This window comes from Sulfitobacter sp. S223, from assembly GCF_025143825.1.
Lineage (GTDB): Bacteria > Pseudomonadota > Alphaproteobacteria > Rhodobacterales > Rhodobacteraceae > Sulfitobacter.
In genome coordinates, this window is record NZ_CP083560.1 from 683772 (window position 1) to 709275 (window position 25504).

The 25504-nt window shown below is 56.1% G+C and carries 30 protein-coding genes; 18 read left to right on the forward strand and 12 right to left on the reverse strand.

Annotation, left to right across the window (positions count from 1 at the left end):
* Positions 1 to 31 precede the first annotated feature (31 nt).
* The 10 genes from K3757_RS03450 to K3757_RS03495 all read left to right on the forward strand — a co-directional run bounded on the left by K3757_RS03450 (position 32) and on the right by K3757_RS03495 (position 8655).
* Positions 32 to 961 carry an ABC transporter ATP-binding protein gene (locus K3757_RS03450; RefSeq protein ID WP_259999418.1) on the forward strand — a complete coding sequence of 310 codons (930 nt, stop codon included), beginning with the start codon at positions 32 to 34 and terminating at the stop codon, positions 959 to 961.
* Positions 961 to 1722 carry an ABC transporter permease gene (locus tag K3757_RS03455; RefSeq protein WP_259999420.1) on the forward strand — a complete coding sequence of 254 codons (762 nt, stop codon included), beginning with the start codon at positions 961 to 963 and terminating at the stop codon, positions 1720 to 1722. The genes K3757_RS03450 and K3757_RS03455 overlap by 1 nt, the downstream gene beginning before the upstream one ends.
* A gap of 50 nt (positions 1723 to 1772) precedes the next feature.
* The gene (locus tag K3757_RS03460; RefSeq protein ID WP_260001173.1) at positions 1773 to 2570 is read left to right on the forward strand and encodes a S49 family peptidase; all 798 of its coding nucleotides are present in this window, start codon (positions 1773 to 1775) and stop codon (positions 2568 to 2570) included.
* A 168-nt stretch (positions 2571 to 2738) separates the two neighbouring features.
* Complete coding sequence (locus K3757_RS03465; RefSeq protein WP_260001174.1) at positions 2739 to 3692, forward strand: calcium/sodium antiporter; 954 nt, start codon at positions 2739 to 2741, stop codon at positions 3690 to 3692.
* A gap of 10 nt (positions 3693 to 3702) precedes the next feature.
* Positions 3703 to 4482 (forward strand): SDR family oxidoreductase, encoded by a 780-nt coding sequence (locus tag K3757_RS03470; RefSeq protein ID WP_259999422.1) that lies wholly within the window; start codon positions 3703 to 3705, stop codon positions 4480 to 4482.
* A gap of 284 nt (positions 4483 to 4766) precedes the next feature.
* Positions 4767 to 6632 (forward strand): excinuclease ABC subunit UvrC, encoded by a 1866-nt coding sequence (gene uvrC, locus K3757_RS03475; protein WP_259999424.1) that lies wholly within the window; start codon positions 4767 to 4769, stop codon positions 6630 to 6632.
* Between the two features lie 138 nt (positions 6633 to 6770).
* The gene (pgsA, locus tag K3757_RS03480) at positions 6771 to 7436 is read left to right on the forward strand and encodes a CDP-diacylglycerol--glycerol-3-phosphate 3-phosphatidyltransferase (RefSeq protein WP_259999426.1); all 666 of its coding nucleotides are present in this window, start codon (positions 6771 to 6773) and stop codon (positions 7434 to 7436) included.
* Complete coding sequence (moaD, locus tag K3757_RS03485) at positions 7436 to 7681, forward strand: molybdopterin converting factor subunit 1 (protein WP_259999428.1); 246 nt, start codon at positions 7436 to 7438, stop codon at positions 7679 to 7681. Before pgsA ends, moaD begins: the two co-directional genes overlap by 1 nt.
* A 1-nt stretch (position 7682) precedes the next feature.
* Positions 7683 to 8126: a molybdenum cofactor biosynthesis protein MoaE gene (locus K3757_RS03490; protein WP_259999430.1), complete on the forward strand. Its 444-nt coding sequence runs from the start codon at positions 7683 to 7685 to the stop codon at positions 8124 to 8126.
* A gap of 82 nt (positions 8127 to 8208) precedes the next feature.
* The gene (locus tag K3757_RS03495) at positions 8209 to 8655 is read left to right on the forward strand and encodes a universal stress protein (RefSeq protein WP_259999432.1); all 447 of its coding nucleotides are present in this window, start codon (positions 8209 to 8211) and stop codon (positions 8653 to 8655) included.
* A gap of 9 nt (positions 8656 to 8664) precedes the next feature.
* Here K3757_RS03495 and K3757_RS03500 read toward each other — a convergent pair whose 3' ends face one another.
* The 3 genes from K3757_RS03500 to ubiA form a co-directional block, all read right to left on the reverse strand.
* Positions 8665 to 8991 carry a hypothetical protein gene (locus tag K3757_RS03500; RefSeq protein WP_025059625.1) on the reverse strand — a complete coding sequence of 109 codons (327 nt, stop codon included), beginning with the start codon at positions 8989 to 8991 and terminating at the stop codon, positions 8665 to 8667.
* Positions 8988 to 10886: an OmpA family protein gene (locus tag K3757_RS03505; protein ID WP_259999435.1), complete on the reverse strand. Its 1899-nt coding sequence runs from the start codon at positions 10884 to 10886 to the stop codon at positions 8988 to 8990. The genes K3757_RS03500 and K3757_RS03505 overlap by 4 nt, the downstream gene beginning before the upstream one ends.
* A 63-nt stretch (positions 10887 to 10949) precedes the next feature.
* The gene (gene ubiA, locus K3757_RS03510; RefSeq protein ID WP_259999437.1) at positions 10950 to 11924 is read right to left on the reverse strand and encodes a 4-hydroxybenzoate octaprenyltransferase; all 975 of its coding nucleotides are present in this window, start codon (positions 11922 to 11924) and stop codon (positions 10950 to 10952) included.
* 12 nt (positions 11925 to 11936) lie between these two features.
* Between ubiA and K3757_RS03515 the strand changes: the two genes are divergently transcribed.
* The 4 genes from K3757_RS03515 to K3757_RS03530 are packed head-to-tail and all read left to right on the forward strand — an operon-like array spanning position 11937 to position 15480.
* The gene (locus tag K3757_RS03515) at positions 11937 to 12662 is read left to right on the forward strand and encodes a 16S rRNA (uracil(1498)-N(3))-methyltransferase (protein WP_260001175.1); all 726 of its coding nucleotides are present in this window, start codon (positions 11937 to 11939) and stop codon (positions 12660 to 12662) included.
* On the forward strand, positions 12662 to 13546 hold the full coding sequence (locus tag K3757_RS03520; protein WP_259999439.1) for a GNAT family N-acetyltransferase: 885 nt from the start codon (positions 12662 to 12664) through the stop codon (positions 13544 to 13546). Before K3757_RS03515 ends, K3757_RS03520 begins: the two co-directional genes overlap by 1 nt.
* Positions 13527 to 14054: a hypothetical protein gene (locus tag K3757_RS03525; protein ID WP_259999441.1), complete on the forward strand. Its 528-nt coding sequence runs from the start codon at positions 13527 to 13529 to the stop codon at positions 14052 to 14054. Before K3757_RS03520 ends, K3757_RS03525 begins: the two co-directional genes overlap by 20 nt.
* A gap of 55 nt (positions 14055 to 14109) precedes the next feature.
* On the forward strand, positions 14110 to 15480 hold the full coding sequence (locus K3757_RS03530; protein ID WP_259999443.1) for a glutamate--cysteine ligase: 1371 nt from the start codon (positions 14110 to 14112) through the stop codon (positions 15478 to 15480).
* Positions 15481 to 15488: 8 nt separating this feature from the next.
* Here K3757_RS03530 and K3757_RS03535 read toward each other — a convergent pair whose 3' ends face one another.
* The 9 genes from K3757_RS03535 to K3757_RS03575 form a co-directional block, all read right to left on the reverse strand.
* A complete protein-coding gene (locus K3757_RS03535) occupies positions 15489 to 16067 on the reverse strand; it encodes a DUF805 domain-containing protein (protein WP_259999445.1) in 579 nt (192 codons plus the stop codon).
* A 382-nt stretch (positions 16068 to 16449) separates the two neighbouring features.
* Positions 16450 to 17106 carry a hypothetical protein gene (locus K3757_RS03540; RefSeq protein WP_259999447.1) on the reverse strand — a complete coding sequence of 219 codons (657 nt, stop codon included), beginning with the start codon at positions 17104 to 17106 and terminating at the stop codon, positions 16450 to 16452.
* Complete coding sequence (locus K3757_RS03545) at positions 17103 to 17387, reverse strand: hypothetical protein (protein ID WP_259999449.1); 285 nt, start codon at positions 17385 to 17387, stop codon at positions 17103 to 17105. Before K3757_RS03545 ends, K3757_RS03540 begins: the two co-directional genes overlap by 4 nt.
* A complete protein-coding gene (gene plsY, locus K3757_RS03550; RefSeq protein WP_259999451.1) occupies positions 17384 to 17992 on the reverse strand; it encodes a glycerol-3-phosphate 1-O-acyltransferase PlsY in 609 nt (202 codons plus the stop codon). Before plsY ends, K3757_RS03545 begins: the two co-directional genes overlap by 4 nt.
* A 15-nt stretch (positions 17993 to 18007) precedes the next feature.
* The gene (gene pyrC, locus K3757_RS03555; RefSeq protein WP_259999453.1) at positions 18008 to 19282 is read right to left on the reverse strand and encodes a dihydroorotase; all 1275 of its coding nucleotides are present in this window, start codon (positions 19280 to 19282) and stop codon (positions 18008 to 18010) included.
* A 118-nt stretch (positions 19283 to 19400) separates the two neighbouring features.
* Positions 19401 to 19832, reverse strand: a complete 432-nt coding sequence (locus K3757_RS03560; RefSeq protein WP_259999455.1) for a hypothetical protein — start codon at positions 19830 to 19832, stop codon at positions 19401 to 19403.
* A 100-nt stretch (positions 19833 to 19932) separates the two neighbouring features.
* On the reverse strand, positions 19933 to 20457 hold the full coding sequence (locus tag K3757_RS03565) for a hypothetical protein (protein WP_259999457.1): 525 nt from the start codon (positions 20455 to 20457) through the stop codon (positions 19933 to 19935).
* The gene (locus K3757_RS03570) at positions 20454 to 20960 is read right to left on the reverse strand and encodes a hypothetical protein (RefSeq protein ID WP_259999459.1); all 507 of its coding nucleotides are present in this window, start codon (positions 20958 to 20960) and stop codon (positions 20454 to 20456) included. Before K3757_RS03570 ends, K3757_RS03565 begins: the two co-directional genes overlap by 4 nt.
* A complete protein-coding gene (locus K3757_RS03575; protein ID WP_259999461.1) occupies positions 20957 to 21895 on the reverse strand; it encodes an aspartate carbamoyltransferase catalytic subunit in 939 nt (312 codons plus the stop codon). Before K3757_RS03575 ends, K3757_RS03570 begins: the two co-directional genes overlap by 4 nt.
* Before the next feature lie 107 nt (positions 21896 to 22002).
* On the opposite strand from K3757_RS03575, the gene K3757_RS03580 reads away from it, so the two are divergent.
* The 4 genes from K3757_RS03580 (at position 22003) to K3757_RS03595 (ending at position 25501) form a co-directional block, all read left to right on the forward strand.
* Positions 22003 to 22779 (forward strand): uracil-DNA glycosylase family protein, encoded by a 777-nt coding sequence (locus K3757_RS03580; protein ID WP_259999463.1) that lies wholly within the window; start codon positions 22003 to 22005, stop codon positions 22777 to 22779.
* Positions 22776 to 23381: a LysE family translocator gene (locus K3757_RS03585; protein WP_259999465.1), complete on the forward strand. Its 606-nt coding sequence runs from the start codon at positions 22776 to 22778 to the stop codon at positions 23379 to 23381. The genes K3757_RS03580 and K3757_RS03585 overlap by 4 nt, the downstream gene beginning before the upstream one ends.
* A gap of 3 nt (positions 23382 to 23384) precedes the next feature.
* Complete coding sequence (gene moaB / locus K3757_RS03590) at positions 23385 to 23927, forward strand: molybdenum cofactor biosynthesis protein B (RefSeq protein WP_259999467.1); 543 nt, start codon at positions 23385 to 23387, stop codon at positions 23925 to 23927.
* Positions 23928 to 24049: 122 nt separating this feature from the next.
* The gene (locus tag K3757_RS03595) at positions 24050 to 25501 is read left to right on the forward strand and encodes an efflux RND transporter periplasmic adaptor subunit (RefSeq protein WP_259999469.1); all 1452 of its coding nucleotides are present in this window, start codon (positions 24050 to 24052) and stop codon (positions 25499 to 25501) included.
* Positions 25502 to 25504 lie beyond the last annotated feature (3 nt).

A 25504-nucleotide genomic window follows, 5' to 3' on the forward strand; every position in this document is an offset into this window, starting at 1 on the left:
TAGGTAGCGCAACCACAAACCGGAGACAGCCATGACAGCGATCGTTGATGTGACAGCCCTGCGCAAAGCCTATTCAGACGGCTTCGAAGCGCTCAAGGGGGTCGATCTTAAGATTGACGAAGGCGAAATCCTCGCGCTGCTTGGCCCCAACGGGGCGGGGAAAACGACACTAATCTCGACGATATGTGGCATTACGACTGCCACGTCGGGTAGTGTGAAAGTGGGCGGACATGACACCGTCACCGATTTTCGTGCCGCGCGGGCGATGATTGGGCTTGTCCCACAAGAGATCAACCTCGAGCCGTTTGAGCGGGTGCAAAACACCGTCAAATTCTCACGTGGATTATTTGGCAAACCAGCCAACCCGGAGTTGATCGAAAAGATCCTGCGCCAACTTTCCTTATGGGATAAACGTGACAGCCAGATTCGCGCTTTGTCCGGTGGTATGAAGCGGCGTGTGCTGATCGCCAAGGCGCTGAGCCACGAACCACGCGTGCTGTTCCTTGATGAACCCACAGCAGGCGTGGACGTGGAGCTACGCCGCGATATGTGGGAGATCGTCGCCGATCTTAAGCGGGACGGGGTGACCATCATCCTGACAACGCATTACATTGAAGAAGCCGAAGCCATTGCCGACCGCATTGGCGTCATCGCGCAGGGCGAAATTTTGTTGATCGAAGAGAAAGACAAGCTGATGGCGCGAATGGGCCGGAAGGAACTAGAGGTCCAGCTCTCCGAGGCGATCACGAAAATTCCTGACAGCCTTGTTTCAGACGCGCTTAGGCTCAGCGACGATGGTAATGCGCTGATCTACACCTACGACACCAAAAGCGAACGCACCGGCATCACCAAGCTGTTATCGCAGGTCGCAGCCGAAGGGCTTGTGCTGCGCGATGTGGTGACGCGGCAATCAAGTCTTGAGGATATCTTTGTAGACCTCGTGAAGGAGGGAGATGCGTGATGAACTGGACCGCTGTAAAATCGATCTACGTATTTGAAATGACGCGGTTTTTCCGCACCATAACTCAAAGCTTCATCTCTCCCGTGTTGTCGACCTCATTGTACTTTGTTGTGTTCGGGGCCGCTATTGGTAGCCGCATTCAGGAAGTCGAAGGCGTCAGCTATGCTGCTTTCATCGTGCCTGGCTTGATCATGCTAAGCGTCATCACACAGTCGATTTCGAACGCGAGCTTTGGTATCTATTTTCCCAAGTTTATCGGCACGATATTCGAGCTTCTGTCAGCACCGGTGAATTTTCTGGAAATCGTCATGGGCTATGTCGGTGCCGCCGCTACAAAGGCGTTGTTCATCGGGGTTATCATTCTTGCCACAGCTTATCTGTTTGTAGACTTTGAAATTCAGCACCCCTTTGCCATGTTCGGATTTCTTGTGCTGACGTGTATCAGCTTTGCGCTGATGGGGTTCATCATCGGTATTTGGGCCGGAAATTTTGAACAGTTGCAGCTTGTGCCGTTACTGATAATCACGCCGCTGGTATTTTTGGGCGGCTCCTTCTACTCAATCTCTATGCTTCCACCAGTGTGGCAGGTCATCTCTCATTTCAATCCGGTGGTTTACCTGATCTCGGGCTTCCGCTGGTCGTTCTTCGGGGCTGCTGATGTTCCGATCGGGATGAGCCTGATTGCGATTGCAGCGTTTACCGCCCTCTGCCTGTCGGTCATCTGGTGGATTTTCAAAACAGGCTGGCGTATCCGGCAATAATCGTAGAAAGCCTCCTTGTTGCGAGGCGCACAGGGCTCTACATGTGGACCATGAAACAATGGCTTCCCTTCATTAAGAATAACCCGACAGTTGCGGTAATCCGGTTGTCTGGCATGATTGGCACTTCGGGTCGCGGGGCGATAAATGACCAAACCCTCGGGCCGGTAATCGAAAAGGCATTCGCAAGGGGTAAGCCCGTTGCAGTTGCCCTTGAGGTAAACTCACCCGGTGGCAGCCCCGTGCAGTCATCATTGATCGGTGCGCGTATCCGGCGGCTGGCCGAAGAAAAGAACATTCCTGTGTTCGCCTTCGTTGAAGATGTTGCCGCCTCGGGTGGCTACTGGCTTGCTGCTGCTGCAGATGAAATTTATGCAGATACGTCTTCTGTTGTTGGGTCGATCGGGGTGATCTCTGCCGGTTTTGGCCTGCATGAACTGATGGCGAAGAACGGCGTAGAGCGGCGGGTATATACCGCCGGGAACTCCAAATCGATGCTGGATCCCTTTCGTCCGGAAAAGCCAGAAGATGTCGCGCGTCTGAAAGAGCTGCTTGAGGACGTTCACGCAAACTTCAAAGAACACGTAACTGCCCGTCGCAGTGGCAAACTGGTGGAAGATCGTGATCTGTTTACTGGTGAGGTCTGGCTGGCGCGTAAGGCGATAGAAGTTGGCCTGATCGACGGTATCGGACATATCACGCCATTCTTGAAAGAACGCTTCGGCAAGAAGGTCAAATTGCGCCGCTATGGTGTAAAGCAGGGACTGCTAAGCCGCTTTGGGACCCGTATCGTTGGCGATGCATTGCATGGTATCGAAGAGCGCGCACAATTCGCACGGTTCGGGCTCTGACATGATCCTGAAGATTGTCGCTCTATTCTTAGTATTTATTGGTGTGCTTGGCTGGTTTGGCAAGATGCACTGGATTGGCGGAAAGACGTTGACCCAGCGCAAATGCAAAAGCTGCGGTCGCTACCGAATTGGTAAAGGGCCCTGTGCCTGTGGAGGGAAACGGGGATGATGACTGCTTGGTTGCTGTCGGGGCTTGGGCTTTTGATTCTGCTATTGGCGGGGGATGCGCTGGTAAAGGGCGCTGTTAACCTGAGCCTTCGAATCGGCATTCCTGCCCTGATCGTAAGCTTGACCATTGTGGCCTTCGGCACCTCTGCGCCAGAGCTTCTGATTTCGATCAAGGCTGTGTTGGATGATGTGCCGGGCATCGCATTGGGCAACGTCGTCGGGTCGAATACTGCCAATATTCTGCTGGTTTTGGGCATCCCTGCCTTGCTTGCAACCATGCACACGTCCGAGTGTAATACCCGAAAGTCCTTCAATCATATGATCGCAGCGACGATCCTGTTTATTGCCTTGGCCTACCGGGGTGTCTTTGACTGGGTTGCCTCTATTGCGTTGCTGGTTGCGTTGGCTGCGATGCTGTATGATGCCGCGCGTGACGCGCGCGCGCACCAGAAAGCGGATGCCGCGGCAGTGGATGAGGGCGATCTTGAAGGCGTGGACCCGGACATGCCGGGATGGCGTATCGGGCTGTTTTTGTTGCTTGGACTAATTGGCTTGCCGCTGGGCGCTTCTTTGTTGGTGGATAACGCAACAATCATCGCCAAGGAATTCGGCGTGAGCGATACAGTGATCGGCTTGACGCTGGTTGCGATTGGTACGTCATTGCCAGAGCTTGCTACCACTGTCATGGCCGCCTTGCGGCGACAGGCGGATGTTGCTCTTGGTAACGTCATCGGATCGAACATGTTCAATCTGCTGGCGATCATCGGGATTGCAGGGCTTGTTGGCCCCATCCAAGTCGACCCTGCCTTCTTGCGATTTGATTTGTGGGTCATGCTGGGGGCGTCGCTGCTGCTGATCCCTGTCGTTTATCTGGGCCAAAATATCACGCGCCTATGGGGAATTGTGCTGAGCGTACTATATGCCGTCTATCTAATAGTCGTGTTGGCATTCTGAGGGTTCTAAAATGAAACGAGCATTAGTTACCGGCGCGGGTAAGCGTCTTGGCCGTGCTATGGCGCTTTATCTGGGGCAGCGCGGGTTCGACGTTGCGGTTCATTATGCCAGTTCTGCCGACGGTGCCAGTGAGGTCGTTTCGGAAATCGAGGCGATGGGGCAACGCGCGTTAGCGGTTCAGGCTGATTTGCTGAACCTCGACGAAATGGAAGGGCTGCTGCCTGCTGCAGCCGACGCCCTTGGTGGACCGATAACCTGTCTGATCAACAATGCTTCGATCTTTGAATATGACACGCTGGAAAAGGCCACGCGCGACAGTTGGGACAGGCACATGAACTCCAACTTGCGGGCCCCCTTTGTCCTGAGTCAGGCAATGGTCGCGCAAGGGCTCGAAGCCACAATCGATGATGCAGAGGAACCCATCTCAGCCGGTCTAATCGTTAACATGTTGGACCAGCGCGTGCGCAAACTGACACCAGAGTTTATGACATATACTTTGGCCAAAATGGGCTTGTGGGCATTGACCCAAACCAGCGCGCAGGCGCTTTCGCCACACATTCGCGTCAATGCTATCGGTCCGGGACCGACCCTTCAGGGAAGTCGCCAGTCCCGCACTCATTTTGACGGTCAACGCGCCGCTACTATTCTTGAACGCGGCGCCAACCCGTCCGACATTACCGCGGCGTTGGGCTACTTCCTGGATGCGCCAGCCGTGACGGGGCAACTGCTGTGCGTAGATGGCGGGCAGCACCTTGGCTGGAAGACACCGGACGTATTAGGGGTAGAATAGAATTCTCTTATTGCAAAGTTTTGCACGTTCGCCCGTAAACAAGGCGATTTGTTACATTTTTGAGCCTCTTGCTGTCGTTTTACAAAACTGAAATTAAAATAAACAACAAAAGCAATAACTTAGATATGTGCCTAAAAATTAGACATTTTAACGAAGCGTTTAGAATGTAACGGAAAAATCGGAAACTCCAAAAGTTATCAGCAGACTTATCCACAGGAAACGGGGACATGTTTACGGTTGATGCACCTGCTAAAACGTGAAGAGAAACGGAGAATCAAAAGCGCATGACTGAAGCGGAGCAGACCCAGCCTACGGGCTATGAGGTTATCCAAGGATACCTCAAAACTCTGGATGGTTCTCCGGGTGTTTACCGCATGCTCGATAGCGAAAGTCGTGTTCTTTATGTAGGCAAAGCGCGCAATTTGCGGGCGCGTGTTAGCAACTATGCGCGGCCCAGTGGACACAGTCCACGCATCGCACGGATGATTTCCAATACTGCCTCAATGATGTTCCTGACGACGCGGACAGAAACCGAGGCGCTTCTGCTAGAGCAGAACCTGATTAAACAGCTCAAGCCCAAGTTTAACGTGCTTTTGCGTGATGATAAAAGCTTTCCGAATATTCTGGTTACAAGCGACCATGACTACCCGCAGATCAAAAAACACCGCGGCGCAAAGAAAGAGAAGGGATCTTATTATGGTCCTTTCGCGAGCGCTGGTGCAGTGAACCGCACGCTGAATCAGTTGCAGCGCGTTTTCTTGCTGCGAGACTGTTCCAATTCCCAATTTGACAGCCGCACGCGTCCTTGCCTTCAACATCAGATCAAACGTTGTTCGGCCCCTTGCGTCGGAAAAATCAGCGCCGAAGCCTATGGCCAGACTGTTGAGGACGCACAGAAGTTCCTTTCGGGCAAAAGCACAGGTATCCAGACACGTCTTGCCGCCGAGATGGCGGAAGCCTCCGACGCAATGGAGTTCGAGCGTGCAGCGGCCCTGCGCGACCGGATCAAGGCACTGACACAGGTCCAAACCACGCAAGGCATCAATCCAAAAGGCGTGTCAGAGGCTGATATCATCGGGCTACACATGTCGGACGGGCAGGCCTGTGTTCAGGTGTTCTTTATCCGGTCCGGTCAGAACTGGGGTAACCACGATTATTATCCGCGCATCGGCGATGACGTAGACGCAGCCGAGGTTCTGGAGGCATTCATCGGCCAGTTCTATGACCAGCGGGACCCGCCGCGCCAGTTGATCCTGAGCCATGAGATCGAGAACCCTGATCTGATGGCTGATGCGTTGGCGACCAAGATCAACCGTAAGGTCGAGTTATTAGTGCCGCAAAGAGGTGAGAAGGCGGAGCTTGTGGACGGCGCATTGCGCAATGCCCGCGAAAGTCTGGCCCGTAAGATGGCGGAAAGTGCAACTCAGACCAAGCTGCTCAAGGGGTTGGCGGATGTTTTTGAACTGCCCAAAGTTCCCGAGCGGATCGAAATTTACGATAACTCCCACATTCAGGGCTCTTTTGCTGTGGGGGCCATGGTCGTCGCGGGGCAGGAAGGAATGATCAAAAACCAGTACCGCAAGTTTAATATCCGCGGTGATGACCTGACGCCCGGTGATGACTTTGGCATGATGAAAGAGGTCCTTACACGCCGTTTCAAGCGCCTGATTAAGGAAGACCCGGAGCGGCGGGAAGGCCATTGGCCTGATCTGTTATTGATTGACGGCGGTGCAGGGCAGGTGAGTGCTGTGCGCGAAATCATGCGAGAATTCGGCGTTGAAGACATCCCGATGGTGGGTGTGGCCAAAGGTATCGACCGCGATGCGGGCAAAGAAGAATTCTACCGCACAGGCAAGCCTGTCATGGCGCTGCGGCACAATGATCCGGTATTGTATTTCATCCAGCGGATGCGGGATGAAGCGCACCGGTTTGCGATCGGAACGCACAGGGCAAAACGGGCAAAGTCCGTTGGCGCGACACCTTTGGATGATGTGCCGGGTGTGGGCGCGGCCCGCAAACGGTCATTACTGGCGCATTTCGGGTCTGCAAAGGCCGTGAGCCGGGCAAATCTGCATGATCTTAAGGCGGTCGAGGGGGTATCCGATGCCTTAGCAGATACGATCTATGCCCACTTCCACGAAAAAGGGTGAGCTGCCGTGCATATTCACGCTCTTTCGCGAAGAATTGTGAGCGAATGATGGCTGGCGAAATAGGATTTTCTTTCTGTGCACACTGACTTCAAAGCCTTCGCGCTTTTACGTTATTGCCGAGCGGTGTAGGGTGCCAATATGAAGTGGAATTTGCCAAATATTCTCACGGTTTTGCGGTTGCTTGCAGCGCCCGCAGTGGCGGTGATGTTTTTGTACTTTACGCGACCTTATGCTGATTGGTTCGCGTTGGTGTTATTTGTAACAGCGGCGGCGACCGATTGGATAGACGGCTATCTTGCCCGTGCCTGGAAACAAGAAACCAAGCTCGGCGCGATGCTGGATCCCATTGCGGATAAGGCGATGGTTGTGATCGCGCTCATGGTGATTATCGCTTTCTCAAGCTGGTCCGCTTGGCTGGTGTTGCCGGCAACAGTCATCCTGTTCCGTGAAGTGTTTGTTTCCGGCCTGCGTGAGTATCTGGGCGACACAGCTGGCACACTGAAAGTCACAAGATTGGCGAAGTGGAAAACAGCGCTTCAGATGACCGCGATCGCGGTTCTATTCAGTCAGGGTGTTTTTGAACACTATCTGGGGATGAGCATTTTGGGAATGGACGAAGCGCTGGTTCAAGACATCTTGCAAGGTAAAGAAGAAGACGTTTTGGGCCTGAACTGGAAGGTTGTCGCGATGGAGTGGTCAGGCCGCATCGGGCACTGGCTTTTGTGGCTGGCAGCGGCGCTTACAGCCGTGACAGGCTGGGATTACCTGATGAAAGCTTTGCCACATCTCAAGGAGGGCCGGTGATGGACGTATTATATTTTGCATGGGTGCGCGAACGTATCGGAATACCGCGCGAAACGGTGCAAACAGATGCGGGCACAGTTGCTGATCTTGTAACAGAATTGCGTGCGCGTGAAGAACGCTATGCAGCCGCCTTCGAGGATCTCTCGGCGCTTCGCGTAGCGCTTGATCAGGAATTGTCTGATTTTGATGCGCCGCTTGCAGGGGTGCGCGAAGTTGCGTTCTTTCCACCGATGACGGGCGGATAATATGCGGATTTCCGTTCAGGAAGAGATGTTCGATCTTGGCGCGGAAACGGCAACCTTTGCCGCAGGGCACAGCGATATCGGCGCGATTGTCACCTTCACGGGTGTTGTGCGCGACTTGCCTGATGACCGCATGGACGCGATGGAGATCGAACACTATCCCGGCATGACCGAAAAAGCGATCATCGCTATGGCGCAAAACGCAGTCGAAAGGTTCGGGTTGGGCGATGTCTTGGTCATCCACCGATACGGGCGCCTTCAACCAGGCGAGATGATCATGATGGTTGCTACAGCAGCGCCGCATCGCAAGGATGCGTTTGAGGCCGCGATGTTCTTGATGGACTATCTGAAATCCCGGGCGCCATTCTGGAAGCGTGAAATATCGGCCACAGGTGCCGCTTGGGTTGCAGCTACCGACGAAGACGAAGCGGCGTTGACGCGCTGGTAGCCAAATTGGCCTTGATCCAAATCAAGGATGAAATAGCCTGAGCTTGTTATGCTTTCTTCATACATTCACAGGAGGATACGGCGTGTTTAAGTCAATTGTTGTAGGCGTTGATGGTTCAGAGGCGTCCGATCGGGCGCTGCGGGTCGCTTGCGGTCTCGCTAAAGAAGCAAATTCCAAGCTCCAGATCGTCCATACTCCAAGGGATGAAACTGTGACCTATGCGGCAGATGCGATTTCGGGGTTTTATGTTGGACCAAATGCGGCCCAGCAGGAACTGCTGCGCGAAGCGGCGGAAAAGCTTACCGAACGAGCCTTGGCGATTGCAGCCGAAGAAGGGGTGAAAAATGTCGAAGCCCATATCGGTCACGGTGATCCAGGTCAGGATGTATTGGACCGAGCGGAAAAAGCCGGTGCAGACCTGATCGTGACAGGACGGCGCGGATTGGGGAACTTCAGTGCTTTGGTACTGGGCAGCACTTCCCATCAAATCAGCAAACACGCACATTGTGCCTGTCTGACCGTTCCATAGGGACGGCGGTTAACCTGCGCGCTGGCTGTCAATGTAGGCGCGCATTTCCTCTGCTTCATGGCGCGCGTCGCGCAATCCATCCATCGCGGCGCGCAATTCGGCCTCGGTCTGGGATAGCTGATTTGTCAGCTCCGCCTCGCGCTGCTGCAGATACGTGATCGCTTGGTCGCGCGTTTCTTCTGCTTCATGCAGCTCTTGGCTCATCCGGTCCAGCTGCGCCACATCATCTGCGGCAACCCGCGTGAAGCGGTGCAGTAGCCAATTGGCGAACCAGCCCATGCAGAAGGCAACAAATAGAATGATGGCGGTCGCAAGGACAAATTCAAATCGGCTCATTCGTTGGCGCTTTCTTCGGTCGGCGTATTCGGTGCTGTATCGCTGCTTTGTGAAGCGTTTTCCAGCGTTGTTTCGTCCGGCGTTGCAACAGTGTCGGGGCGGATAAGTCGGAACTCGATACGGCGGTTTGCTTCGCGTCCCGCTTCACTGTCGTTGCTGGCTACTGGGTTTTCTTCACCATATCCTACCGCTTTGAAGGTCCCGGTCACAACCCGCCGCGCGCGTAATTCGTTCAAAACAGATTCGGCACGGCTTTGGCTCAAAGCAAGGTTCATCTCTTCGCGGCCTTGGCTATCGGTATAGCCCTGAATTTCCAACGGCAATTTACCGCATCGTTTCAAGATCGTGGCAATATCATCCATCGTTCCCAAAGCAGAAGCGTCGATAGTAGCTGAACCCGGTTCAAAGTTGATCTTACCCGCAGCGACGATCGCGCCGATCTCTGCCTCGCATTCGGAAGGCGTGGGGAGCCCTAGCACAGGATCAAGCTGTTTCTGATAGGTTACGTTCACATCGAACTGACTGCCTTCACCCAGTTTGCCAGCCATGAGCGAAGCAAGCTCGGTCGATGCGTCGGGATTGCCGGTATTGCCCGTGAGTACGATGTTGTCAGGCGTCACAGTTAGCGAACCATTACTGAGCTTACCCAGACCCTCCAGTCCGGCAAGAACGCGGGTTGTCCAGTCGGCCGGCAGGCCTTCGACGACGCGGGTTGCTGTGTAAACATTGTCGGAACCAAAGCGTGCTTTCGCAAAGCTTGTCGTTAGCTCCCGTAGGGCATCATCGTTGACCCGACCGCGCAGCTGTACTTGGCCTTCTGGGCTAAGCGTTGCGTTGAACTCTGGCGGACCGGCGTTTGGATCTTGTGCCTGTGGCAATTTCGCCTGCAAGGCAAAAACACCCGGCAATGCATTCTCAAGCTCACCCACAACGTTGTCAAAATCTGACTGGCTGGTGCCTGCGGACGCCAACAAAGTGATGTCGGCGTCTACGATTGTGACAGACCCTTCGCCCAGTTTGGCCAAAGCATTGATTGAGGCCGTCACAGCATCGGCCCATTTGGGTGTGGGTACGCCGAGGCCAACAGTGCAGCGCGGTGTCTGTGCACCTGCTGCTTTTGCGGCTGTGATGATCCGCTCGGCGGCAGTGTCGGTGTCAGCCGAGCAGGCGTCGAAGCTGGCGCCGTCTTCGGTGATCTGGAACCGCGTGGTGAAAGGTGTAATCACAGGACGAGGCGCGGCAATATCAAGAACCAAAGTTACTTGGGACGGAACCATGCGCCGCAGGTTCTGCTCCAGTCGTGCCTTTTCCTGCGGGCTGTCCGTGATGGCTGTGATCGCTACGCGGTTGGGCTGAACTGATACCTTTGCGCGGGGTAGGCTGCTCATTGATGACAGTGCAAAATCAAGCGCGCTGTCCCAGCCTTCAGGCGCAGGATAGTCGGCAGTTTCCAGCAGGTCGGTAACGCCTGTCGATCCCTCAAGGCTGTTAAAACGCGCGATCACATAGTCTTTGTCGGTGCTTGTCGGAATCAGCCCGATGACCGAAAGGCCACTGTCATTGCGCAGGATTTCCGCTGAAAACTTTGGCGGGGCAAGGGCCTCCTGCGCGGCTACAGCCATGTCATCAATCACGCGCGCGGCGTCTACGACAGAACCTGCGGTCGTAAGCGCGGAAAAGCGGACAGCTTCGGTAGGTGCAGTGCCCGACAGCGAGACTTGAAGACCGTTCGCCTCCACCTCTGCCCAAGTCATACCCTTTTCATCCAACGCGTCACGCACGCCGATCTCAGATGAGTCCTCGATAAGGCTGACAGAGAAGTTCGCCGCCACAAGGGCCACAACAGCGGCAGCGGCGAAGGTCAGGAATATTGTAAGCAGTGATGAGAGGCGCATGGGCACTTTCGTAACAGTTCAATAATTAGGCATGGTACTACGCCGCTGGCGGGCTTGGTGCAATCAAAGGAACAGAGCTGCGACAAAAAACAACAGCGGAATCATGCCGGTGTCGCGATTGACCCTGAACAATTGCAGCATTTTTTTCGGATTGTGAATGTCGAGGCCACGCAATTGCCATGCCATGTGCCAGCCCATGGCCCACGGGCCGGCAAGGGCGACGGCCATCGCCAACACAGAAGCCTGCGGTAACGCAGCATAAATGACAGCGATGCCCATCAACCCGACGGTGGCCATCAAGAATCGGCGCAACCATTGGCCGGAATTCTCACCGAACAGCCTTGCAGTCGATTTAACGCCGATCAGCGCGTCATCTTCGGTGTCCTGATGCGCGTAAATCGTATCGTAGAACAGCGTCCATGCAATGCCAGCCAGATAAAGCACCACGGCCGGTGCATCGAGCCGTCCTGTGTGCGCAGTCCAGGCCAACAGAGCCCCCCAGTTGAAGGCAAGCCCGAGGAAAACCTGCGGCCACCACGTGAATCGTTTCGCGAAGGGATAGATTGCGACGGGAATCAGCGCGAGAACTCCCAACCGGATTGCAGCACCATTGAAAGACAGCAGAATCGCAAATGATATGAGTGCCTGCGCGATCATCCAGACAGTGGCGCCTTTGACACTGACCTGACCGGACGGAATCGGCCGCGACCTTGTACGCGCTACCTGCGCGTCGAAATCGCGGTCTGTAATGTCATTCCATGTGCAGCCAGCCCCGCGCATCAAGAACGCGCCAACAGCGCAGCCGATGAGAATCCACAAATCAAACCAGCGCATCTGGCCATCATAAAGCATTGCCAGCGACAGACCCCACCAGCACGGTAGCAGCAAAAGCCATGTGCCAATGGGCCTGTCAGCACGGCTTAAGCGCAGGTAAGGCCGGGCGGCGGCAGGTGCATACAGGTCGACCCAGTTGCGCGCATATGCGTCTGCAACCACGCCATCTTCCGGAGGCTCTGGTGGTGGGGCGTTGTCTTGCATATATCCATCCTTATGGACGCGAAAATCAGATTGTATGTAGAGCACCCTTTGGGGGATGGGCAATCGGTTCCTTTGGACCGTGCGCAGGCGCATTACCTTTTTGGGGTTATGCGGCAGTCAGTGGGGGGACATGTGCTCCTGTTCAACGGGCGTGATGGCGAATGGCGCGCTGAGGTCGTTGAGGCCGGAAAGCGTGGCGGTATGCTGGCGTGCATCGAGCAGACTAAACCGTTGCAGATGCCCCCCGACCTTTGGTTGTGCTTTGCACCAATCAAAAAGGCCCGCACCGATTTCATTGTTGAAAAAGCCGCCGAGATGGGCGCCGCGCGGATCGTACCTGTGCAGACGGAGTTCACCAATTCAGGTCGTATCCAGCGCGATCGTTTGCAGGCTCATGCCGTCGAAGCTGCGGAGCAATGCGGTGGAACCTTCGTGCCGGAAGTGGCCGATCTGGTTCGCTTCGACCGTTTGCTTCAGAATTGGGATGCAGGCCGCCAGATTATGTTCTGTGACGAGGCGCTGGCCGCGTCACGCCCTTCCTCGCTCGTTGCTGGTGCGGTTGGGCCTTGGGCGATCTTTATCGGACCAGAGGGCGGGTTCTCGGAACGCGAGCGCGCTAAGCTGAAAGCATTGGACGTATCTGTTGCGGTGTCGCTGGGGCCACGGATTCTCAGGGCCGACACAGCGGCGGTGGCGGCGATGACGGTCTGGCAGCAGACCTATGGCGACTGGTCCTGATGGCTGTAGACATACAGTTGCGGCAGGCTGTGCAGGCAGATGCTGCCGGGCTTGAGGCATTTCTGGCGCGGCATGCGGAAACGTCGATGTTCCTGCGCGGTAATCTGGCAGTACACGGCGTTGAGAACTGTTCACACCGGCATGGCACCACATTCTGGCTGTATGCAAACGACGGGATAACTGGTGTTGTGGGATGTTCCAACGGTGGCTACCTCATGTGTCAGGCCCCTGATGCAAAGGATGATTTCTGGTTTGCGGCGGCGCGTGCGCTGGCAGGGCGGAAGATTGCAGGAATGACGGGCGTGCCCGAGCAGGTGGACGCATGGATCAGTGCTTTGGGCTTGGCAGAAGAATGTTTTAGCGTACGTGACATTGATCCACTCTATCATGTTCAGCTAGACAATCTGATCTTGCCTGACACGGCTCAGTTCCTTCTGCGCAGACCTGTCGCGCAGGATGCATCGCTTTTGGCAGGCTGGTTTGACGGATTTGCCCAAGACACAGGAATGATGCCTGCAGGCGGCATGTCGGGGGCCGTTGCGGCAGAGGCTTTCATCGCGAACAATGCGGCCCGCTTGCTAATTATTGACGGAACGCCGGTTGCAATGACCTCAGTGAACGCAGCGGTTGGCACGACGGTACAAATCGGAGGCGTCTATGTGCCGCCCATGTATCGTGGGCGGGGATTCGGTGGCGCTGTTGTTGCCGTTCAACTGGCTGAGTTGCGCCTAGAGGGGGTTATGGCAGCGATTCTTTTCGCCGCGAACGCTGTGGCTGCGCGCGGGTATGAGCGGATCGGTTTTCGCCGCATCGGAAGCTATGCTCTGGCGATGCTCAAAGAGCCGGTTTTGATAAAAGGAACACGTGATGTTTTTCCGACCTGAAGCGAAAGCCCTGTTGTGGCGCTGGCGCGAGGTGTTGGTCGCAGTAGCGATGATGCTGCTGGGCCTATGGTGGATTGTTGGGCCGGGGCGTTTATTGGCGGTGCCCGGTTGGGCTTTGGTGCTGGGGGGCGCCGCGCTGTGCTTTGTTGGCGTGCAACGCGCACGGTTTCGCGGTCCGGGGGATGGTCCCGGTGCGGTTCAGGTCGATGAAGGGCAGATCTCCTACTTTGGTCCGCTAACTGGTGGTGTGATGGCCCTGCAATCGTTGGAGCGTCTGACGCTTGATATGTCGTTAGTGCCAGCACATTGGCGGCTGGAGGCCCCGGGGCAGGCAGCAGTATTGATTCCGGTGAATGCAGCGGGGTCTGATGCGCTTTTTGATGCATTTGCGCGGCTCCCGGGCTTGCGTACAGAGCGGATGTTGGCAGAGTTGCGTTCCGGAAAGGGCCACGCAGTTGTGATTTGGGAGCGCAAACCCTTGCGTCCGGCCCACACCCTGCTGCATTGACGACCAAGAGAATCTCCGCAAGGCTGCGGACCGAACCCTAAGCGGAGTGCCAAGCATGTCTATTCCACAATCCGGCGGCGGCCCGATCGAAAATTTTGACCAATTGGCGCAATACCTTGCCGATGGTTGTAAGCCCAAGGACCAATGGCGCATTGGCACCGAGCATGAGAAATTCGGCTACTGCAAAGACACTCATTTGCCGCTGCCTTATGAGGGCGAACGCTCAATTCGCGTGATGCTTGAAGGGCTGCGTGACAAGCACGGTTGGGCCCCTGTAGAAGAGGGCGGCAAGCTGATTGGCCTTGAAAAAGACGGGGCAAATGTATCGCTTGAGCCGGGTGGACAGCTGGAGCTGTCCGGCGCTCCTGTCGAGACCATCCATGAGACATGCGACGAGGTGAACACCCACCTGCGTGAGGTCAAAGATGTGGCCGATGAGATTGGTGTCGGCTTTATCGGTTTGGGTGCGGCACCCGAATGGACCCATGAGCAGATGGATCTGATGCCCAAGGGCCGCTACAAGCTGATGAATGATTACATGACGAAGGTAGGCACGATGGGCCGCGTTATGATGCGCCGCACTTGCACGGTTCAGGTCAACCTCGACTTCGGGTCGGAAGCGGACATGGTGCAAAAGATGCGCGTCGCGGTTGCGTTGCAGCCGGTTGCGACAGCGCTATTTGCGAACTCTCCGTTTTTTGAAGGCAAGCTCAACGGTCACAAATCGTGGCGCAGCCGCGTGTGGCGCGATCTGGATAATGCCCGTACCGGTATGATCCCTTTTGTTTTTGATGAAGGATTCGGATTCGAGGCTTGGGTAAACTATGCACTCGATGTGCCAATGTATTTCGTCTACCGAGACGGCAAATACGTCGATGCACTGGGCATGTCCTTCCGTGACTTCATGGCGGGCAAGTTGCCCGCGTTGCCTGGCGAAACGCCAACGCTTAGCGATTGGGCCGATCATCTGACCACTGCATTCCCCGAAGCACGAATGAAGAAGTTCATTGAGATGCGCGGTGCCGATGGTGGGCCTTGGCGGCGTCTGTGCGCCTTGCCTGCCTTCTGGGTTGGTTTGATGTATGATCAGACAGCCCTTGATGGCGCGTGGGATCTGGTCAAAGGCTGGGATGCCGAAACGCGTGAGGCGCTACGCGTCGCGGCTTCGGTAGACGGGCTTCAAGCTGAGGTGAATGGCATTAAGATGCACGATATCGCACGCGAGGCAGTCGCCTTGTCAGAGGCCGGACTAAAAGCCCGCGGCCGCAGCGGTGCAGGCGGGCTTGTCCCGGATGAGACACATTTTCTTAATGCGCTTAAGGAAAGCATCCAGACCGGCAAAACGCCGGCTGATGAACTTCTTGATTGCTATCATGGTGAATGGAAAGGCGATATCAGCCGGATCTACGCGGACTTTTCTTACTGAAAACTGTGTCAGGCTGCCGAAGTGGGTTTTAGGACTTTGCTACGGTAGTAGTCCGAAATCTCAGCTTTTCGTGCAGCCTGCATTTCCGGTGTCAAAGGCTTTTCGCTGTTGAACAGCGTGGCGTATCCTTGCATGGCGCGCTTGTGAACATCTACGGAAACAGGTTTGCCTGCGGGGCCGGCAATCGGCCCTTTGGGCGTGCCGTGCACTGAGGTTTTGTTGCTGGACGGCAAGCAATACATCACGAATAGGGCGACCGGTCCGACGAATGGCACTACATTGAGAAGCCAGAAAAAACCGGAGAAACCCGCATCATGCAAGCGCCGTACCGATAGTGTGGTGAACGGGATGGCCGTTATCAGGCTGTAATAGGTTGTGTAGAAATCGAACGGGCGCAAACCGTAGATTGCAGCCGGATCGCCGCTGCTTGTGACCGCCGTAATCATCATGGCATCGGCGCCAACCGCTACCGCACCTAGAATTGTGAAGACCAGCGTGACCCACCAGAACTCCGCTCGCGTTGCGCGCCCCTTGAAGCTGAAGATATGCACAAACGCCAGATTGAGCGCGGCCAACGGTCCTGTCATGACACTTTCCTTGCTGATTTTAAGGTATTTTGACGCGGTCACGTGGCGCAAAAAGGGGCGGATTGTGTTGAGTTTGCGGCGAACACGCTGGGCTAGCTTTCACAGCTGGCCTTCTTTGGCCGCTTGGGTAAGTTTCAGACAAGGACACAGCGCCCAAGGGGCCGTGTAGCGACATTGTATAGAACCCGTGGCGCAAGCAGTCATGGAGTTGGCCGAAGAAGTCAGCACATCCCGGGGCGAAGGTCACGCCTGAACCAAGTCGCTAAAAGTAAGCCGCTCCGCTTCAGCAGTCAAAAGTGCCCAGATTGATGACAGCCGTCAAACATAAGCCCCATACTAAGAGGCATCACGGCGGTGGTTAGTCGCATTTGAACGAAGCGGGTCAGTCTTTCCGATCAAGGCTGAGCCTGAAAATACCCGAAGAAACTTTCATCTCCTGTAGAGTTTGCCTGTCGCCGGATGTCGCATAGTTCAGCTGCATCTTGGCGGATGAAATGCCGAGCGGTGACAGGTGTCCCGGTCCAGCGATGACCTTGTAGCGTAAGGTGCAAGTCAGTGTGTTACCTGTTTTCGTTCCGGCGTCCGAGCGCATAGAGACAACGCGTCGCCCGTCATACATCTGTATGGGGGCAGGGCATCCTTTGGCGCGGAACAGCTGGCCCATTGCACGAACAGGGTCAGTCACGCCTGCAGGCACGCGGGCGGCTTCGGAAAGTTCGGTCTGCTCATCTTTTGGCGTGATATCAATTGCCGTTGCACGACCCTGCGCAATGTTGACCTTCACAGTGCGCTGTTTTCTCGATGACCTGCTTTCGCCCGTAAACCTGCTTTTGTTATCGCTACCTGTGCTTGTTCCGGCAAAGGTCCCGTTGAAGACGCCCAAAGGCGTATTGTCTACGGTAGAGGTTAATCTGCGCGTGGTGCCTGATTCTGAATAGTTGAGCTGCCCCAGAGATTTTCCGCCCAGAGTTACGCTAAATGTCTCTGCGCTGGCAGGCGCTGTAAGAAGGGCAACAGCAAGAAAGGCAATTGGTTTCATGAGTGGCTCTCCAAATCAGGCTGATAGCGCATTACGAAATCAATGACTTTGTCGTGGGGCATTTCGCACGGTGCCAACTGGCCGCCAGCGGCAAGGTCATAGAAATTCAGACTGATATAGTCAGACCCGTCCAACGCTTCTGCTACCAGTTTGATCGACCTGCCTTCGTTAAAATCTGAGCGGGTGCTTGTGTACCGGATTCCGTTTGCCTGTCCGGTTGATGTTCCTGTTGGAAGCGCGCGCAAGCAGTTGGCAAATCCGTCAGGCGCGGCGCACCTCATCCCTTTTGGCCGATTTTCGGCTCTGTCCCTGCGCGAATACGGCTTATGTTGGCGCGATGGCGCCAGAACACGATAAGCGTCAGCAAAATGCAAAGGATATAGGCGGAGCCAAAACCCGTCACCATGACCAGAATGCTTGACGAAGCGGCGGCAACCAGCCCTCCGATAGAAGAAGTGCGCGATACTGCAGCGCCAATCAGCCAAGCCAGACAGGCGCCTACGCCCACAGGCCAAGCGAGCGCCAGCAGGATGCCAAGAAAGGTCGCGACGCCCTTGCCCCCATTGAATTTCAGCCAAACGGGGTAGCAGTGTCCGATCATGGCCATCAGCGCCGCAAGCTGTGCAGCATCCTCGCTCGAAATGGCGCGCGCAAATAGCAGCGCAACAGCGCCTTTCGCACCATCCAGCAGCAGCGTCGCAATTGCAGCAGGTTTTGATCCGGTGCGCAGCACGTTCGTGGCCCCGATGTTGCCAGAGCCGATGTTGCGCAAGTTGCCCAGTCCCATCGCACGGGCCACAACAACACCAAAGGGTATTGAACCCAGCAAGTATCCAAAGACCGCCCAAAACAGCAGAACGATGATAGAGCTTTCAAACATCGGCATAGTGATAATTCCAGTTCAGACAGTATAGACGCAAGCGCCGGCGACATAAGTTGACAGAACCTTACCCTGCATGCGCACCCCGTCAAATGGGGTATTGCGGGATTTGGACAATAGGGTGGCACGGTCCAGCACAAAAGGAGCATGAGCATCAAACATGACCAAATCCGCAGGCGCGCCGACGGTCAGTCGACCAGAGGGAAGGCCAAGCCGCTTTGCTGGATTGAACGAGATAGCCCGCCACAGTTCTGGCAGCGTGATCATCTCGGCGTGCCATAGCCGCAGCGCTGCTGGCAAAAACGTCTCAAGTCCCACGGCGCCCGATGCCGCCTCTTCAAAAGGCAGGCGTTTGCTTTCTTCATCCTGGGGGGTATGCATCGAACACACAATATCAATCAATCCTGATGCAACGGCTTCGACCATCGCCAATCGATCTTCCTCATCACGCAAGGGTGGCTTCAGTTTGAAGAACGTCCTGTAATTGGCAACGTCCAACGCGTTGAGCGTCAGATGGTGAATGCCAATACCGGCAGTTATGTCCAAACCGTTTCGTTTGGCGCGCTCTAGCGGGGGCAGCGCACGGGCGGTGGTGATCTGGTCCGCGTGATAGCGTGCGCCTGTCATCTCGACCAACGCTATGTCGCGGTCCAACCCCATCCGCTCAGCCATAGGAGAAACAGCAGGCAGGCCGCGGAGTGAGGCAAACTTGCCCGATGTCGCCGCTGCACCGCGGCTGAGGATCGGTTCTTGCGGGTGCGCAATGACCAGCGCGCCCAAGCTGCGCGCATAGGTCAGGGCACGGGAGAAAACGCGCGTGTCGCTCACCACATGGTCGCAATCGGTAAAGGCCACGGCACCGGCATCCATCAAAAAACCGATCTCGGTCATCTCACGGCCTTCACGGCCTTTGGTCAGTGCTGCCATGGCAAGGACATTGACAGGCGCGGTTTCATTGGCGCGGCGGGTGACGAACTCAAGCGTTTCGGGGCTGTCGATGGCGGGGGCCGTATCCGGACGCGTGATCATCGTGGTCACGCCACCCTTGGCTGCCGCCAATCCCGCTGATCGGTAGCTTTCCTTGTGACGTTCACCGGGTTCGCAAACCTTTACACCCAGATCGACAATGCCAGGGGCGAGGTATTTGCCACCGCAATCCACAATCTGCCCTTTAGGATTGGCGATACCGCCAGCAGTTACAGCCGTAATGCGCCCGTCTTCGACGCTAAGCGAGCCTGTCTGCTCGGTCCCGTTTTCCGGATTTATCAGGGTGGCATTGATGAAATGAAGCGTCATGGCGTCTCTTTCTGGATCTGCTGCATGAGGTGGTGCACTTTCTCGGCATCGGCAATATGGGCGAAGGACTGGCTCTTCACGATAGACTGATGAAACGATTTGCTGACCCGGGAAATTTTCATGGTACCAGCCGGTCCCGTGCAGCAAGGATCTGTTTGGCGACATCTGATGCATTTGCGATATAGGCGATGCGCACGCGCAATCCTGTTTTGAGAAACAGAACGACGCTCCAGCCCAGTCTTGTGCGCACGTCCATGATGTCTGCAAGCGGGATGCGTGCCTCGCCCTCAGGGCCATTCTGGATGATCGCGTCAGAGCGTAGATACCAACGATTTTGCCGTGCGACGCGCCACCGCGAGGGGTCTTCGAACCCGATATTGTAAACCAATGCCAGTACAGGCGCCACGTAAAGGACCACCCAGGAACCGGTGGCGATCCCTATGGCCAGCCCAATTGCGGCCAGCACGCACAAGGTTATCACGCCCACAATAACACTGCGGCGGATAAAGACCGGCAGCGCCGGCGACCATGCAGCGAGCGGTTCGCTCATCCTGCCATCCAGACCATGCCACCAGCGACAGCAAAAGCCACAATCAGGGCAATCATCGCAATGCGGCCAGACATCTTGGGATCGGGTTTGGGTTCTTGCATCAGAGTATCCACCATATAATGAGAAGGGCCAGCAGCACAGTCACTGCGGTTAGCGCACTGCCGACACGGGACCGCCCGGGTACTTTGGGCGAAGGCGACGTGCCCGAGTAAGGCTTTGCCGCTTGGGCAGCGATCGGAGTTGCGGCGTGTTGGGCTTTTGGATCTGCGTAGCTGCCGATAAGCGTTAGCTCAGGAAGCGGGTGCAAAACCACATCCGCTTCCTGACTTACGCGTGAGAACAGCAGCAACACATATCCGTCCAACGCTTCAAGCTTTGCCCGATCCGCGCGGATCGCGGCCCGGTCAACATCGTAGCCGTCCAACAAATATTGTGGCAGGCCGACACCCGTGAGGTCGGAAAGCGCGAATAGTTCGAAATCATCATCTTCGACCGGATGGTTCAGCAGGGCAGACGCGAGAGATTTCTTCGGTTGCTGCTTAAGTGCGCGCGCCATTTCGGACATTGGCCGAGATACCGCAAAGACGCGGATGACACTATGTTCGGTTTTGGCAATCTCAATCATTCAGATAACCTGTCTTCCGGTGGTGTAAGGTGCGGCAAGAGGCTGTCCGTGCCCTCGATGAACTCAAACCCGATCTCTTGCTCTTTTGCAGTCTTATAACGCAAGAAGCTGACGCTGGGCGGTGCGGTGTTTTTCACTCTTGGATCGGTGATGGCTGTGCACGGATGTACTTTCACGCGGGTTTCAGCACTGCCTACATGAAAGAACAGCACGCGCTTATCCGTTAGCGCATAGCGGGTCGCGGCATATACCTTGAGCTGCTGCGCCGTCGTGCGCAACGGAATGATCACCAGCAGGGCAGGCAGCACCAACAGCCACATATCTGTTGCTGTTCCGTAGGTCGCAAGGATGAACCATGCCGCCGCAAGCAGACCTGCAGCGGCCATCGGGGCAGGACCGTAAAGCCGCCAGTTGCGCCAATGCAAACGTGGTTTGGGGCGGCCCGCCCACAGCAGCGTTTCGTCCTGCTCCAGTACGTTATCCCAGAACCCTGATGTGCTCATGCGCGATTTTCTGCCAGATTGCGTGCCAACAAATCCATTGCTGCCATACGTACCGCAACACCCATTTCAACCTGATCCTGAATGACGCTGCGGTTGATGTCATCGGCAAGCGTTCCGTCAATCTCTACGCCGCGGTTCATCGGACCAGGATGCATCACAATGGCATCGGGTTTGGCATGGGATAACTTGTCTGCATCCAACCCGTATCGGTGGTAATACTCCCTCTCGCTGGGGATAAAGCCACCATCCATGCGTTCTTTCTGCAAGCGAAGCATCATGACTACATCCACGTCTTTGAGGCCTTCTTCCATATTGTCGAAAACCTCGACGCCGAATTCACCAATGCCGGAAGGCATCAGCGTAGGAGGCGCGATCAGGCGGATGCGGTTTTCCATCTTGCCCAGCAGAATGATGTTGGAGCGTGCCACACGGCTATGGGCGATATCGCCGCAAATCGCGATGGACAGACGGTGCAACCGTCCTTTGGCGCGACGGATCGTCAGAGCATCCAGCAGCGCTTGGGTCGGGTGTTCGTGTCGGCCGTCGCCTGCATTCAGCACCGCGCAATTGACTTTTTCGGCGAGCAGATCGACCGCACCCGATTGCGGATGACGTACCACGAGCAAATCGGGGTGCATTGCATTAAGGGTCATGGCCGTATCAATCAGGGTCTCGCCCTTTTTGATCGAAGAGGCCTGCATCGCCATATTCATGACGTCCGCCCCCAGACGCTTGCCTGCAATTTCAAAGCTGGCCTGTGTTCGTGTCGAGTTCTCGAAGAACATGTTGATCTGGGTAAGACCCTTCAGGGCCGAACCATGCTTGTCTGGCTTGCGGTTCAACTCTGCATAGCTGTCGGCAAGATCAAGGATTGTGGTGATCTCTGAAGGATGCAGCGGCTCGATGCCAAGCAGGTGGCGGTGGGCAAAACTCATGTCGAAACCTTACGCTGTTTGCGCCGTTATAGGGATGCATGGGCAGGCGGGCAAGAAGCCGTGCATGGGGCATTTCGATCCGGTGTGAGCACGCGTAGAGTGCAAGAATGGAATCAGTGGACTTTCATACGGCGCGCGCGCTTTTGGAGTGGCAGATGGAGCTGGGCGCGGATGAGTGCATCGGTGATGTCGCCGTGGACCGCTATGCCTTGCCTGAAAAGCTGGCCAAGCCTAACCAGCAAGCGGCAAAGCCGCATCTGACCAGAGGGCCCGTCAAAACCAAAGAACGCGATGCAGTCGCCGAAGCGCAGGCAGCAGCCCAAGCCGCCGACACGCTGGAGGCACTGCGCGAAGCGATGACATCCTTTGATCTTTGTGATCTCAAGCGCGGTGCCCGTAAGATGGTGTTCTCGGATGGTATCGCCGGAGCGCCCGTGATGATTGTCGGAGAGGCACCTGGCCGCGAAGAAGATCGCACCGGGTGCCCGTTTGTAGGCGCGTCGGGGCAACTGCTTGACCGAATGTTCGCTGCCATTGACATGGGGCGCGACCGCAAGGATGCCCCGCTTTATATTACAAACATCCTGCCGTGGCGTCCGCCGCATAACCGTGATCCGAAGCCTGAAGAGATTGCGATGATGAAGCCGTTTCTGGAGCGTCATATTCAGCTGGCCAACCCCAAAGCGCTGGTGCTTATGGGCAACTGGGCCTGCCAGTCGCTTTTGGGTAAGCGCGGCATCGCGCGTCTACGCGGTCAATGGCAAGAGGTTTCCGGCAAGCCCGCCTTGCCAATGTTTCACCCCGCATATCTTTTGCGCAATCCTGACGCAAAAAGACAGGCTTGGGCTGATCTGTTGAGTTTGAAAGCTACGGTTGAGAAATGATTGATCCCGTTATCCTTCTGGCCTTTATCCCTGCGGCGCTTGCGCTGAATGTAACGCCAGGGCCGGATATGATGTTGTGTCTCGCGCAAGGTTTGCGTTCGGGGCGCGCGTCTGCTTGGGCCGCAAGTGCGGGCGTCAGCGTTGGCTCCTTGGTGCATGTTACTGTAGCGGGCCTTGGGCTGGGTGCAGTCGTCGCCGCATTTCCTTGGGCGTTCGAGGTTATCCGTTGGATCGGAGTTGCATATCTTTTGTATCTCGCGGTGCAGGCGTTCCGCAGCAGTAAGATGAAAGCGGGCGCGCAAGGCATGCGTCCCCTGCGCGCATTTCGCGCAGGCCTCTTTACAAACCTGAGCAATTTCAAAGTGATCTGGTTCGTTCTTGCCTTCATTCCACAGTTTGTTGTGCCTGAGGCAGGACCAGTATTTTTGCAATTCCTTGCCTTTGGGGCGATGATTGCGCTGGGCGGGTTTGTGATAAACGGTTTGGTCGGTGCTTTTGCGGGAACATTGGGTGCGCGGCTTGTCGGTTCTAGCAAAGTTCTGGGCTATGTTACCGGCAGCATTTACGCCGCTCTGGCCGCGCGGCTGGCCGTGATGGAGTAGAACATGAGCAAGATAGACGAGACCAAAGAATTCATACCGGTGCGCATTGCCGTACTGACGGTATCGGACACGCGCAGCATGGCCGAAGACCGCTCCGGCGACGTTCTGGTCGCGCGTATCGATGCGGCGGGCCATCATCTTGCAGAGCGGAAAATCGTACAGGACGAGCGGACGGACATCGCAGAGCAATTGCGGACATGGTGTGCCGATCCACAGATCGACGTGGTGATTTCTACCGGGGGGACGGGCCTGACTGGCCGCGACGTCACGGTAGAGGCGCACCGTGACGTGTATGAGAAAGAGATTGATGCTTTCGGGACGGTTTTCACGATTGTGTCGATGCAAAAGATCGGAACCAGTGCCGTGCAGTCGCGCGCGACTGGCGGGGTCGCGAACGGGACATACCTATTTGCACTGCCCGGCAGCCCTGGCGCCTGTAAGGATGCATGGGATGAAATTCTTCTTATGCAGCTCGATTACCGACATCGCCCCTGCAATTTTGTAGAAATTTTGCCACGTTTAGATGAGCATCATCGCAGAAAATAACGACTGGTCCTTTTCTGCTATCGAAAAAGTGACGGAAATCCGTGCGTCGCACGTATAAACTTACGTGGCACTCGTTTGTGAGGCGCTGGGTTGAATAACGTAATGACCATATCGGATTGATAATGCGGTTCTTGAGACAAAGTATGATCGGCCTGTTTTTGGCCTCTGTGACTCTGGGCTTGCTGGTTTGGGCGGTTCAGATGATCGGTGGGGCCGTGCAAACGCGCATGGCTGACAGTCCTGCCGCGCCGCCGGCTCGCGAGCGTGTTTTTACTGTGAACGTCATCACAGCCGAATCTGGAACACACACACCTTTTATTGAAAGCTTTGGTGAGATCGCCAGCCGCCGTACGCTGGAATTGCGCGCAGCAGAAGGCGGTCGAGTGATTGGTCTTGCGGATGAATTCCAGGACGGTGGCACAGTGCGCGCTGGCGATGTTCTGGTGCAGCTTGATCCGGTAGACGCCGAGGCCGCAGTGCAGCGTGCTGAAGCCGACCTCGCTGATGCGCAGGCCGAAGGACGCGATGCCGCGCGCGGCCTTGAACTGGCGCGTGATGAACTAGCCGCCGCGCAGGATCAGGCCGATTTGCGCGACAAAGCCGCCAAGCGGCAATCGGATCTTGCGGGTCGTGGCGTTGGCACAGCGGCGGCAACAGAAACAGCAGATCTTGCAGCCTCGGCTGCGCGGCAGGCGGTGTTATCGCGCCGTCAGGCTGTCGCGCAAGCAGAGGCCCGTGTGGATCAGGCCGCAACGTCAACGGCTCGGGCGGAAATCGCGCTTGCCGAAGCACAGCGTCGGTTGGACGACACGATTCTTACTGCGCCTTTCAACGGCACGCTCAGTGCTACGGTAGTGGTCGAAGGTCGCTTGGTCAGCGCCAACGAAAGGTTGGCAGAGCTGATAGATCCCGATGATCTCGAGGTTTCGTTTCGCTTGTCCACAGCTCAATACGCGCGCTTGTTGGATGAACGCGGTGCGGTTTTGAAGGCCGAAGTGCGTGTGACGCTTGACGTTGCTGGCGTTGATCTTGAGGCACGCGGTTTCGTGACGCGCACCTCCGCCGCAGCGGGCGAGGGGCTGACCGGTCGGCTTGTTTTCGCGTCACTCAATAGCGTGAGCGGCTTTAAACCGGGTGATTTTGTTACCGTGCAGGTGCAAGAGCCCGCACTTGAGAACGTGATCCGCCTGCCAGCCTCATCTGTGGATGCCGGTGGTAATGTCTTGGTGCTTGCGGCTGAAGACAGGCTTGAAGCCATCACTGTAGAAATATTGCGTAGGGTAGGTGACGACGTGTTGGTGCGCGGTGATATTCTCGGCCGCGAAGTGGTCGAGGCGCGTTCACCCCTGTTAGGGGCAGGTATCGCGGTCAAACCATTGCGCAAAAGCACACAGAAGCAGTCAGAGCCTGAGATGTTGGAGCTGACAGAGGCGAGGCGCGCAAAACTGGTGGCATTTATCGAAGGCAACGCCCGGATGCCAGAAGAAGCAAAAGCCCGCGTGTTGGCGCAACTGGCCGAACGTCAGGTCCCGGCCCAGATGGTCGAACGGATCGAAAGCCGGATGGGAGGCTAAGCG